The organism is Citricoccus sp. CH26A (genome assembly GCF_000224415.1).
GTDB lineage: Bacteria > Actinomycetota > Actinomycetes > Actinomycetales > Micrococcaceae > Citricoccus.
In genome coordinates this window covers 262,744-275,037 of record NZ_AFXQ01000001.1, presented here as the reverse complement: position 1 = coordinate 275,037, position 12,294 = coordinate 262,744, and the positions used below count along the sequence as shown (strand labels likewise).

Below are 12,294 nucleotides of genomic sequence, written 5' to 3'. Positions count from 1 at the left end.
GGAGTCGGAAGAATGTCCCCTGACGAACGGCAGCACGCCTGAGATCGGTGCGCTTGACGTGCGGATGCGGCACAATGTCCGCATGGAGGCACCCACAGGGTCTCAGCAGGATCCAGCTGCAACCGGTTCCGGGATGGTAGGGGAGAGGGGCCTGGCAGCACAGTTGGGCGAGCTGGCCCGCGCTCTGCAGGACGAGGTCAGCTTCGACGACACCCTGGCAACCATCGTGACCGCAGCCCTGGATCTGATCCCGGGCGCGGCCCAGGGATCGATCTCGGTGGTCGAGCAGGGCCGGAGCATTCGCTCCCACGCGGCCTCGGGTGAGCTTCCCGTGGTCCTGGACACGCTGCAACAGAAATTCCAGGAGGGCCCGTGTTGGGATGCGGTGTGGGAGCAGCGGATCGTGCGGGTTCCGGACTTTCGCGATGAAGACCGTTGGCCGCGCTTCTCCCGGTACGCCGCCGAGGCCGGAGCCACCGGCGCGTTGTCGTTCCAGCTATGGGTGCAGGGCGAGAACCTGGGAGCGTTGAATCTCTACGGGGCCAAGCCGCATGCATTCGACCCGGAGGCCGAGGAGATCGGTCTGTTGGTGGGCGCACATGCCGCGGTCGCGTTCGCCGACGCCAAGCAGATCAGCGAACTGCACCAGGCGGTGGCCACTCGAGACGTGATCGGGCAGGCCAAGGGGATCCTCATGGAGCGGTACAAGATCACCGACCAGCGGGCATTCCTCATCCTTTCCACGGTGAGCCAACGCGGCAACATCAGACTCCGTGATGTCGCCGATCAGGTCGCATCCACCGGCAACCTGCCCCGGAGTCCATGACGATCACCCCGAGGATCCCATGGGCAGGCTGCCAAGGCGCGCCTCAGGGGAATCAGGGCGCCCGCCCGACGCGCGGGAGCGGGGTCGCAGGAGCAGGTTCACCGCGTCCTGGGGAGACGGATAGATCGCCGAGTTGACATAATGTAGATTATCGGCGTTCTTCAGACACCCTCGTCGGGGCCCGGATGACTGCATCGCGTCGACGGTGCCCCGGAGTGATTCGGCGCGTTCACCGGTGGACTGATCGTGCACTGTGCACGCCTGGCACGGTCGTTCGTGGAGCGCACCACGGAGGATGTCGTCGAGTTGCCGGCGCGGGATCACCGCGCCGGCACCCGGTCGCGTGATGTCGCGAGGCGCGTCGAGTCTCACGAGCCGACCGTGGCGGTCAGCAGGCGTCATGTCAGTCCAGGTCAACCCAGCCCAGGCCAGTTGCCCGCCGTCGGGACCTGTTCGTCCTGCGGCGCGCCAGCCCAGGCCGCCCGACCGGCACCGCGACCTGCTCGTGCGGTGATTCCCGGTGGGCGGTGATTCCCGGACGGCCTGTCCACCTGCAGGGCTGGCAGGACGAGACGCTCTTCCGTCGAGCGTCTCCCGCCCCCAGCCTGACCGGCATCATCCTCGTACTTGACATAATGCATCGTCGAGCCACCCTTGATCTCCTGCTGAACGCCTGTTTAATATCCTGAACATGCGTTCAGAGTCCCGCAGCCCCGAGGATCTCACCACCAAGACCCGCATCCGTGACGCGGCCATCCGGCGCATCGCCGCGGACGGCCTGGGCGCCTCTCTCCGCGCCATCGCGGCCGACGCGGGAGTCAGTCCGGGCCTGATCATGCACCATTTCGGTTCCCGGGCCGGACTGCGTGCGGCGTGCGACGAGTACGTGCTGGCCGAGACCCGCACCAGCAAGGCCGAGGTGCTGGCACCCGCCGGCGCCCCGGCCGCCTTGTTGTCCCAACTGGCCCAGGTGGACGGCTACGCTCCCCTGATCGGGTACGTCCTGCGTTGCCTGCAGGCCGGGGACGACCTGACCCGGCGGCTGGTCGACGGCATGGTGGCCGACGCGGTCGCCTACTTCCAGGACGGCGTGAAGGCGGGCACCATCACCCCCAGCCGGGACGAACCGGCCCGGGCCAGGCTCCTGACGGAGTTCGCCCTCGGATCGCTCCTCATGAACCTCCCCGCCGGCGGGGAACGCCTCGACCTCGAGGCGCTGCCGGCCTGGCTGGAGGCCTACGCCGCCAGGATCATCCTGCCCACCCTGGAGATCCTCACCGAACCCCTCCTGGCGGACTCGAGCCTCCTCGACGCGTACCTGGCCTCCAGCGAGGGGGCCACCCGGGGGCACGCCGGCGCTTGAGACGACCGGCCTCGTCCGGGCCGTCGGGACCACTCGCGTCCTGGGGTGCTGTTCCTCGGAGCTGCTCGGTGAGCCGCCCGGGTGCCGGGCCGGGCCGCAGCGCCAGGCCGCGCCTCAGGTCCGGACGTACTCCGCCAGGTGTCGTCCCGTGAGCGTCTCCCCTGCGGTGCCCACCCGGGCCACCAGGTCGGCCGGCGTGCCCTCGAAGACGACCCGGCCGCCGTCGTGCCCGGCCCCGGGACCCAGGTCGATGATCCAGTCCGCGTGGGCCATCACCGCCTGGTGGTGCTCGATGACGATCACCGTCTTCCCGGCGTCCACGAGCCGGTCCAGCAGGCCCAGCAGGTTCTCGACGTCGGCCAGGTGCAGGCCGGTGGTCGGCTCGTCCAGGACGTAGACCTCGCCGGCCGCGGCCATCTCGTTGGCCAGCTTCAACCGTTGCCGCTCGCCGCCGGAGAGCGTGGTGAGCGGCTGGCCCAGGGTCAGGTAGCCCAGCCCGACGTCGGCCAGGCGGGCCAGGATCTTGTGGGCGGCGGGGAGTCGGGCCTCGCCCGCGGCGAAGAACTCCTCCGCCTCGGCCACGGACATCGCCAGGACCTGGGCGATGTCCCGGCCACCGAGGGTGAACTCCAGCACCGTCGCCTGGTAGCGGCGGCCCTCGCAGTCCTGGCACGTCGAGGCCACCGTGGACATGAACCCCAACTCCGTGTAGATCACCCCGGCGCCCTTGCAGGCCGGGCACGCGCCCTCGGAGTTGGCGCTGAACAGGGCCGGCTTGACCCCGTTGGCCTTGGCGAAGGCCTTGCGGATGGGCTCCAGCAGTCCCGTGTAGGTGGCCGGGTTGGACCGGCGCGAGCCCTTGATGGACGACTGGTCGACGACCACCACGCCCTCACGGCCGGCGATCGAGCCGTGCACCAGGGAACTCTTGCCGGAGCCGGCCACGCCCGTGACCGCCACCAGCACGCCCAGGGGGATGTCCACGTCCACGCCGCGCAGGTTGTTGGTGACCGCCCCACGGACCTCCAGGGCGCCGGTGCCACTGCGCACGTCCTGCTTCAGCGCGGAGCGGTCGTCCAGGTGGCGCCCCGTGAGGGTGCCGGAGGCCCGCAGGCCGGCCAGGTCGCCCTGGTAGGTGATCTCCCCGCCCCCGGTGCCGGCGCGGGGGCCGAGGTCCACCACGTGGTCGGCGATCGCGATGGTCTCCGGCTTGTGCTCGACCACCAGGACGGTGTTGCCCTTGTCCCGCAGCTCCAGCAACAGCCGGTTCATCTTCTGGATGTCGTGGGGGTGCAGTCCGATGGTGGGCTCGTCGAAGACGTAGGTGACGTCCGTCAGCGAGGAGCCCAGGTGGCGGATCATCTTGGTGCGCTGGGCCTCACCGCCGGAGAGGGTTCCCGCGGGACGGTCCAGGCTCAGGTACCCCAGGCCGATCTCCACGAAGGCGTCGAGCGTCTCGGCCAGGGACCGCAGCAGCGGCGCGACGGAGGGCTCGTCCAGGTCCTTCACCCAGTCCGCGAGGTCGGAGACCTGCAGGGCGCAGAGATCGGCGATGTTCTTGCCGTTGATCCTCGAGGACCTCGCCTCCGGGGCCAGCCGGGTGCCCTCGCAGTCCGGGCAGGTGGCGAAGGTGACGGCCCGGTCCACGAACCGCCCGATGTGCGGCTGCATGGCCTCGCGGTCCTTGCTGAGCATGGACCGCCGGATGGACGGGATCAGGCCGAGGTAGGTCAGGTTGATGCCCTCCACCGTGATCTTGGTGGCCTCCCGGTACAGCAGGTCGTGGCGCTGTTTCTTGGTGAACCTGCCCACCGGCTTGTCCATCGGGAAGTACCCGGCCCCGGCGTAGATGCGGCCGTACCAGCCGTCCATGCTGTAGCCCGGGACCAGGATGGCCCCCTCCTGCAGCGTCCTGGCCTCGTCCACGATCGCCGTGAGGTCGAAGTCGGTGACCGATCCCCGGCCCTCGCAGTGCGGGCACATCCCGCCGAGGCGGTTGAAGGAGGCCTTCTCCGCGATCGTCCGGCCGCCGCGTTCCACCGTGATCGCCCCGGACGCCGAGACCGAGGGGACGTTGAAGGAGAAGGCGTTGGGGGGACCGATGTGCGGCTCCCCCAGCCGGCTGAACAGGATGCGCAGCTGGGCGTTGACGTCCGTGGCCGTGCCCAGCGTGGACCGGGGGTCGGCGCCCATCCGCTCCTGGTCCACGATGATGACCGTGGTCAGCCCCTCGAGCACGTCCACGTCCGGACGGTCCATGGACGGCATGAAGCCCTGCACGAAGGACGAGTAGGTCTCGTTGATCAGCCGCTGGGACTCGGCGGCGATCGTGCCGAAGACCAGGGAGCTCTTGCCGGAACCGGACACCCCGGTGAACACGGTCAGCCGCCGCTTGGGCAGCTCCAGGCTGAGGTCCTTGAGGTTGTTCTGCCGGGCCCCGACCACGCGGATGGCGTCATGGCGGTCGGCCGGGTGCACGTCTGCCGCCGGCGGCGGGACGCTGGAGTGGACGCTGGTCTTCATGACCTCAGGGTATGACCTGCCTGCTCGTGGTCGCGTCATGATCCGGCGGGTTCGCGGGAACGCTGGCCTCCGCCATGCGCTCGTGGCACTCTGTGGGGCATGGAGACCGATACCGCCAGCAGCTTCGCCCAGACCACCGAGCCCGAGCCCGCGTCCCAGGAGGGCCCACCGCCGCGCCCCCACGTGGAGGCCTACCGTGCGGCGTCCAACGCCCTGGCCCGCGTCTGCAGGAACATCACCGACTGGGAGGCGCCGGGCCTGGGCGAGTGGACCGTCCGGGACCTAGCCGGCCACGTGGACCGCGCCCTGGTCAATGTCACCGCCTACCTCGAGGCCGGTACGGAGCCCGGCGCCCCGTTCGTGGACGGACCGGTGGCCTACTACCGGGCGTTCTGGGGCCGTCACGACGACGAGGGGGTCGCCGAGCGCGGCCGGCTGGCCGGACAGGCCCTCGGGGACGAGCCGTCCATCACCATCGAACGGGACCGCGTGCTGGCGCAGGCGGTGGTGGACCGCACGCCCGACGACGCGCGGCTGCGCACCCCGGTGGGCACCATGACGCTGGCCGGCTACCTGCCCACGCGCACCTTCGAGCTCGCCGTGCACACCGCCGACCTGGCCCGGGCCACGGGTCAGGAGGTCCCGGAATCCCTCGACCTCGCCTGGCCGGAGGTGATCCGGCTGGCCTCGGAGCTGGCGGTCCAGAACGGCCAGGCCGTGGACCTGGTCATGGCCATCACCGGACGCGGGACCCTGCCGGAGGGTTTCACGGTCCTGTAGGAGGCCGTCAGTCAGTCCCCGGTGTGCAGGGAGAAGATCACGCCGTGGCCACCCGGCCACGTGACGGTCAGCCGCCGGCGGCCGGCCAGGTGCTCGGATCCGGCGTCCTCGGGATTGGCCACCACGCGGTGCACCTGCACCCGCCCGGGCTGCTCGGGCAGCGTGCCCAGGACGGTGACGGACACCTCCGAGGGCTCGTGGCCGATGTACTGCCCGTCCTCCGCGTAGAGGTGGACCTCGGCCTGCTGCTGCTCGCCCTCCAGGGCCCGCAGGAAGCAGGCCGTGGCCACGGGGTCCGCCATGGCGTCGTAGACCCACCGCTGGCCCAGGACCGAGTGGTCCACGGTCCCCACCAGGTAGGGTTCGGCCCCCTCCAGGGGTGCCGCGCGGTAGCTCAGGGGCACGTGCAGCACGGTGTCGCTGCCGACGCGCCGCACCAGGTGGGCCTCGATCCCGACCTCGCCCTCGGGGTCGTCGAAGCGGTAGGCGCCGACCTTCTCGAGATCGCCCTCACCGGACCAGGGCTGCCGGGCCAGCCAGGACTCCAGGAGTTCCCTCTTCGAGGGCACCAGGGTTGCTTGATACACGGTTGCCATGCTCGTCAGTCTACGGGGCGGCCCTCCGGGGCTACAGGCAGGCGGCCAGCCGCGTGGCCTGCTCGATGGCCCGCTTGGCGTCCAGTTCGGCCGCCACGTCGGCTCCGCCGACCAGCACGACGCCGGCCCCCGCGGCCACCAGCGGGTCGTACAGGTCGCGCTGGGAGTCCTGCCCGGCGCACACCACGATGTCGTCGACCTCCAGCACGCGGCGGGCGCCGTCGACGTCCAGGTGCAGGCCGTCGTCGTCGATCCTCACGTATCCGGCCCCCGTGATGCCCTCCACGCCTCGGGCCCGCAGGGCCGAGCGGTGGACCCAGCCGGTGGTCTTGCCCAGGCCCGCGCCCAGCCGGGTCGTCTTGCGCTGGATGAGGTGGACCCGGCGGGCCGGTGCCCCGGGGTCGGCGGCGGTCAGCCCGCCGCGGTCGGCGAAGTCCGGGTCCACGCCCCACTGGGAGTGCCAGGACCGCGGGGCCTGCGGCGCGGCGGGGTCCGGTTCGGTCAGCAGGCCGGCGACGTCGTGGCCGACGCCGCCGGCCCCGATGATCGCCACGCGGGGGCCGCAGCGCACGCGCCCGGAGACCACGTCCGGGTACGCGTGCACGTTCGGCCGGTCGATGCCGGGCAGCTCGACCCTCCGGGGCACCACCCCGGTCGCCAGCAGGACGCGGTCGTATCCGCCGTCGAGCAGTTCGGGTGCGGTGGCCCGCCGGCCCAGGTGGAGGCGCACCCCCGTCTCGTCGATGCGCTGCCGGTAGTACCGCAGGGTCTCGGCGAACTCCTCCTTGCCGGGGATCTGCCGGGCCAGGCCGAACTGCCCGCCGATCGCCCCGCCGGCCTCGAACAGGTCCACGTCCAGTCCGCGCGCCGCGGCCTGGGTGGCGGCCGCGAGTCCTGCCGGGCCTGCCCCGACGACGGCGACGCGCCGGGGGGCGGTGCTCTGCCGGCGTGACCGGGGGGCGACCGGCAGCAGTGGCCGGTCCGGCAACGGGGGGAAGGCCGGGTCCGTCTCCCGGCCGGCGCGGGGGTTGACCAGGCAGGACGCCGGCCGGTTCTGGAACGTGTGGTCGAGACAGGCCTGGTTGCACGCGATGCAGGTGTTGATGCGTCCGGGGGTGCCGGCGGCGGCCTTGGCCACCCAGTCCGGGTCGGCCAGGAAGGGCCGGGCCATGGTCACCAGGTCTGCCTGTCCCGAGGCCAGGACCTGCTCGGCGGTGTGGGGCATGTTGATCCGGTTCGAGGCGGCCACGGGGATGGTCACTGCCTCGCGGACCCGCCGGGTGAAGGCGGTGAAGGCGGCCCGGGGCACCGAGGTGACGATGGTCGGCACCCGGGCCTCGTGCCAGCCGATGCCGGTGTTCAGCAGGTCCGCCCCGGCCTCCTCCAGCTCCCGGGCGAGGTCGAGCGTCTCGGTGAGGCTCTGCCCGTCGGGGACGAGGTCCGCCATCGACATCCGGAACACGATCAGGAAGTCCGGGCCCTCGGCCGCCCGGATGCGGCGGACGATCTCCGTGGCGAACCGGCGGCGCTTGCGCGGGGTGCCGCCCCAGGCGTCGGTGCGCCGGTTGGTCCGTGGGGAGAGGAACTGGTTGATGAGGTAGCCCTCCGATCCCATGACCTCCACCCCGTCGTAACCGGCCCGCCGGGCCAGTCCGGCCGCACGCACGAAGTCCGCCACGGTGCGCCCGACCGCGCGCCGGGACATCCGGCGGGCGGTGAACGGGGTGATCGGTGACGTCGAGCGTTCCGGTGCCGCGGACCAGGGGTGGTAGGAGTACCGGCCGGCGTGCAGCAGCTGCAGCGCGATCCGTCCGCCGGCGGCGTGGACGGCATGGGTGACCGTGCGATGGGCGCCCACGTCGGCCGCCGAACGCATCGTGCCCGCCCTCGGGGTGAGGCGGCCGGTCCGGTTCGGGGCGAAGCCACCGGTGATGATGAGCCCCACTCCCCCGCGGGCCCGCTCCGCGTAGAACGCGGCGAGCTTCGGTGCGTCGCGGCGACGGTCCTCCAGGCCCAGGTGCATCGACCCCATGATCACCCGGTTCTCCAGCCGGACCGGTCCGACCCTCACGGGGCTGAACAGGGTCGGATACGGGGGGCTCGCGGGGCGCCCGGAGGCGGGGGTGGCGGTCATGCGCCGATACTACTCGCCGGTAACTTATCTGTCAGCCATGCGCATCGGCCCCTCGGGAGACGGGCAGGTGCCGGTCCCACCAGCGCAGGATGTGCTCGAAGCGGGCCCGTCGGTGCCACGGGGTGCCCGAACGGGACAGTTCATGGTCCTCCCCGGGGAACACCAGCAGCTCGGACTCCACCCCGGACGCCCACAATGCGTGGTAGTACCGCTGGGCGTGCTCGATCGGACAACGCAGGTCCTGTTCCGAGTGGATCACCAGGGTGGGCGTGCGCACCCGGTCCACCACCTGCAGGGGGCTCTGCGTGCGGACGTGGTCGTGGTCGTCGCCGAAGTACTGGGACGTGAAGAACCAGCCGATGTCGCTGGAGCCCAGGGCGGAGACCGGGTCCAGGAATCCGCGCTCGACGATCGCCGCCGTGAAGCGGTGGTCGTGGGCCGTGATCCAGGCGGTCATGTACCCGCCGTAGGAACCGCCCATCACGCCCATCCGGCGCGCGTCCAGCACCCCCGTGCCACCCGGGCCGAACTCGGCCAGGGCCCCCTCCAGGAACCCCAGGATGTCCTGGCGGTCCACCGTGCCCAGCCTCTCTCGGATGGTCGCCCCGTGCTCGGACCCGTAGCCGTTCGAGCCGCGCGGATTGCACATCACCACGGCATAACCGGCCTCGACCAGCACCTGGGTCTCGTCGAACCAGGACCACGTGTACTGCGCGTAGGGGCCGCCGTGGATGTTGAGCACGACCGGGTGCGGCCCCGGCCCGGGCGGGACGAACACCCACCCGTGCACCATGCCCGGTTCGACGCCGTCCTGGACCCGGTACTCGCGCTCGAGGCCCGCGGTCGAGAAGGCGTCCCGGCGCCAGGGGTCGTTCGGGTCGAAGAGCTCCGTCAGGCCCGTCCCCCGGTGCTGGATGCCCACTGCCCCGGGGGAGAGCTCCGTGGCATAGGACACCGCCAGGTTGCCGCCGGCCTCGGACGCGCCGGTGACCTCTCCGCGCAGGTCCACGATCGTCTCCGGGTGGCCGTGATGGGACATCCACACCAGCACGCGCCGGCCGCGCTGCTCGGCCAGCGCCAGCACGTTGTCCTGCCCCGAGGGCTGTAGGGGGCCACCGGAGCAGTTCATCCCGTCCGCGTCGGTCAGCAGCCGTGGCCGGAGCGTGGCCGCCGGCCGGCCCCAGCCGGCCGTGGCGTCGCGGAGGGCCGTGGGGGCCGGCACGGCGTAGACGCCCGTGTTCGCCGCCACGAACTCCAGGCCGGACTCCCCCACGTCCTCCCCCTGCAGGTAGAGCCATTCCCCGTTGCGGGAGACGCACGGCCCGGAGAAGGACGTCGGCACCTCGCGTCCGCCCGCCACGAGCCGGACGGAGCCGTCGTGGGGACCCGCCGGGTCCACGGTGCGGGTGTCGACCACGGCGACGGCGGTCCGCAGGTCCAGCCCGGCGCCCGCCCCGGGCGTGGTGGTGAAGAACACGTGCCGGCCGTCGGCGGCGTAGACCGGATCGGTGGCCTCGCGCTCACCACCGGTGAGCTGACGGGCCGGCGGCACGGTGGGGCCCGGCGCGGCGGCGGCCTTCGCCCGTCCCCGCGGGGCGAACACGGGTTCCCCGTCCGGGTCGGGGAGCTCGATCTCGAACAGCTGGGCCCGCTGGTCGGTGGTGTAGCCCCGTCCGTTCTCGCGGTGGTCCGGCCCGGTGAACAGCCGCGGGTCCTCCTGCGCCGGGCCGACGTCGGGCAGCGTGCCGTAGCGGCCGGCCTCGGGCACCGCGGCACTGAACACGATCCGGGAGGAGTCCGGGGACCAGTTGAACTGGGCAACCCCCCAGCGGCCGGTCGGTGAGGAGCCGCGCCTCGCCGCCGTCCAGGGGCAGCAGCACCAGCTGCGGCGCGGAGTCGGCCGGGGTGTCCCGGTCGATCCCGGCACCGTGGCCGGTTCCCGGGGCGGGCGTGCGCAGGAAGGCAACGCTCCTCCCGTCCGGGGCGACGCGCGGGCCGGCATCCCGGTAGCCACGCGTCAGGCGGCGCGGCGGGGCCGCGCCGTCCGTCGAGATGAGCCACAGCTGACCGGTGTAACCGTCCGTCCCGAAGTCCGCGCGGGAGGTGGCCACCACGAGGTGCCGGCCGTCCGGGGTGAGCGAGGGCGCCCCGGTGGAGGTGATGAGGTCGAGCTGCTCTGGTCGCATGTGCATAACCTACGTTGTCGGATGCCCTGGTGAGCAGGCAGGATGGGGGGAAGGGCGCACATCGCGCGGGCAGGAGGCCACGATGGTCGAATGGGTCGGTGACAACCTCTGGGCGTTCTGGCTGACCGTGGCCGTCGTGTTCGCCGTGGTGGAGGTCTTCATCCTGGACCTCGTGTTCCTCATGCTCGCCGCCGGTGCGGCGGCCGCGCTCGCCACGGCACTGGCCGGTGGTGAGGCCTGGCTGCAGATCGTCATGTTCTCCGGGACGTCCCTGTTGATGCTGGCGGCCGTGCGGCCCACGGCCCTGCGGCACCTGAAGAAGGGGCCGGCGGACCAGCTGACCAACGTGGACACCCTGCCCGGCCGGACGGCCGTGGTCCTGGAGGACACCACGGGTGACTCCGGGCTGGCGAAGGTGGACGGCGAGACGTGGACGGCGCGCTCGGCCACCGGGGTCCTCATCCCGGCCGGTTCCGAGGTGGAGATCGACAGGGTCCAGGGGGCGACGCTCATCATCCACCCCCGTCCGAGCATCGACTGGGAGTCCGGCCGGTCCGGCCAGACCGACGGGCCCTGACCCGGCGCACAACCTACCCAGCATGAACAGCAGGCGGTCCGCGGACCGCAGGAGGGAGCAAGGGCGTGGAAGTCCTTATCGTGCTCATCGTCGTAGCGGTCCTGGTGGCCATCATCCTGATCCGGGCGGTGCGGATCGTGCCCCAGGCGCGGGCCGGCATCGTCGAGCGCCTGGGCAAGTACCAGAGCACCCGGGGGGCCGGGCTGACGCTGATGATCCCGTTCATCGACCGGATGCGGCCCCTGATGGACATGCGGGAACAGGTGGTGTCCTTCCCGCCCCAACCGGTGATCACGGAGGACAACCTCGTGGTGTCCATCGACACGGTGGTGTACTTCCAGGTGACCGACGCCAAGGCGGCCACCTACGAGATCAACAACTACATCCACGCGGTGGAACAGCTCACCACCACCACCCTGCGCAACGTGGTCGGCGGCATGAACCTCGAGGTCGCGCTGACGAGCCGCGACTCCATCAACAACCAGCTGCGCGGGGTGCTGGACGAGGCCACCGGCAAGTGGGGACTGCGGGTCTCGCGAGTGGAGCTCAAGGCCATCGACCCGCCGCACTCCATCCAGGACTCGATGGAGAAGCAGATGCGCGCCGAGCGGGACCGCCGTGCCGCCATCCTGACCGCCGAGGGCACCAAGCAGGCCGAGATCCTCACCGCCGAGGGTGAGCGCCAGGCCGCGATCCTCGAGGCCGAGGGTGACGCCCAGGCCCGCATCCTGCGGGCCAACGCCGAGGCGGAGGCCATCCACGTGGTGTTCGAGGCCATCCACGAGGGCCGCCCGGACCCGGACCTGCTCGCCTACAAGTACCTCGAGACGCTGCCGAAGATCGCCGAGGGCGAGTCGAACAAGGTGTGGGTCATCCCCGCGGAGCTCACGGACGCCCTGGGCCGGATGGGTTCGGCCTTCGGCGGTTCCGGCTCGGCGGAGTCCGCCGCGCAGGACCTGGGGGACGCGTCCTCCGGCGGCGACGATGACGGCGAGGCCGACGCCCGGCCCCGGGGCCGTCGTCGGGAGCCGCGGCCGACCACCGCCGCCGAGCTGAGCGAGGCCGGCCAGGGCCTGGGCGCCATCACGGACACCCCGCTGGAGGAGGCGCTGGCGCCGCCGGCGATCCTCGAGGACGAGCACTCGGCGACCGCCGAGCGCGCCCTGCAGGCCTCGACCTCCCCTGCGGACGCGCCCACCATGCCGCGGCGTGCCCCCGGGGGGACGGACGCGGTCAGCCCGGAGGGCCGGATCGGCGAGGACGGGAACAAAGACGGGTCCTGAGGCGTTGGCACCCTCAGATCCCCCCG

9 protein-coding genes are annotated in these 12,294 nt (G+C 71.9%); 5 read left to right on the top strand and 4 right to left on the bottom strand.

Going from position 1 to position 12,294, the window contains the following annotated elements; translation table 11 throughout:
- Window positions 1-82 precede the first annotated feature (82 nt).
- Window positions 83-826, top strand: a complete 744-nt coding sequence (locus tag CITRI_RS0101175; protein WP_237708950.1) for a GAF and ANTAR domain-containing protein — start codon at window positions 83-85, stop codon at window positions 824-826.
- 691 nt (window positions 827-1,517) lie between these two features.
- On the top strand, window positions 1,518-2,189 hold the full coding sequence (locus CITRI_RS0101170) for a TetR/AcrR family transcriptional regulator (protein ID WP_010142717.1): 672 nt from the start codon (window positions 1,518-1,520) through the stop codon (window positions 2,187-2,189).
- Window positions 2,190-2,303: 114 nt separating this feature from the next.
- Here the strand turns inward: CITRI_RS0101170 and CITRI_RS0101165 are convergent, their stop codons facing one another.
- A complete protein-coding gene (locus CITRI_RS0101165; protein ID WP_010142716.1) occupies window positions 2,304-4,712 on the bottom strand; it encodes an excinuclease ABC subunit UvrA in 2,409 nt (802 codons plus the stop codon).
- A 99-nt stretch (window positions 4,713-4,811) separates the two neighbouring features.
- Between CITRI_RS0101165 and CITRI_RS0101160 the strand changes: the two genes are divergently transcribed.
- Window positions 4,812-5,492 (top strand): maleylpyruvate isomerase N-terminal domain-containing protein, encoded by a 681-nt coding sequence (locus tag CITRI_RS0101160; protein WP_010142715.1) that lies wholly within the window; start codon window positions 4,812-4,814, stop codon window positions 5,490-5,492.
- Between the two features lie 11 nt (window positions 5,493-5,503).
- Here the strand turns inward: CITRI_RS0101160 and CITRI_RS0101155 are convergent, their stop codons facing one another.
- Genes CITRI_RS0101155 through CITRI_RS15755 form a run of 3 tightly spaced genes read right to left on the bottom strand, consistent with a single transcriptional unit; the run spans window position 5,504 to window position 10,005 of the window.
- Window positions 5,504-6,088, bottom strand: a complete 585-nt coding sequence (locus tag CITRI_RS0101155; protein WP_029138937.1) for a hypothetical protein — start codon at window positions 6,086-6,088, stop codon at window positions 5,504-5,506.
- Between the two features lie 31 nt (window positions 6,089-6,119).
- Window positions 6,120-8,222 (bottom strand): NADPH-dependent 2,4-dienoyl-CoA reductase, encoded by a 2,103-nt coding sequence (locus CITRI_RS0101150; RefSeq protein WP_010142713.1) that lies wholly within the window; start codon window positions 8,220-8,222, stop codon window positions 6,120-6,122.
- A gap of 31 nt (window positions 8,223-8,253) precedes the next feature.
- Window positions 8,254-10,005, bottom strand: a complete 1,752-nt coding sequence (locus CITRI_RS15755) for a prolyl oligopeptidase family serine peptidase (RefSeq protein ID WP_010142712.1) — start codon at window positions 10,003-10,005, stop codon at window positions 8,254-8,256.
- Window positions 10,006-10,490: 485 nt separating this feature from the next.
- Here CITRI_RS15755 and CITRI_RS0101140 point away from each other — a divergent pair, with 485 nt between their 5' ends.
- Both CITRI_RS0101140 and CITRI_RS0101135 read left to right on the top strand, forming a co-directional pair.
- Window positions 10,491-10,985: an NfeD family protein gene (locus CITRI_RS0101140; RefSeq protein WP_010142711.1), complete on the top strand. Its 495-nt coding sequence runs from the start codon at window positions 10,491-10,493 to the stop codon at window positions 10,983-10,985.
- Between the two features lie 65 nt (window positions 10,986-11,050).
- Window positions 11,051-12,268 (top strand): SPFH domain-containing protein, encoded by a 1,218-nt coding sequence (locus tag CITRI_RS0101135; protein ID WP_083843175.1) that lies wholly within the window; start codon window positions 11,051-11,053, stop codon window positions 12,266-12,268.
- The last annotated feature ends 26 nt before the right edge of the window (window positions 12,269-12,294 follow it).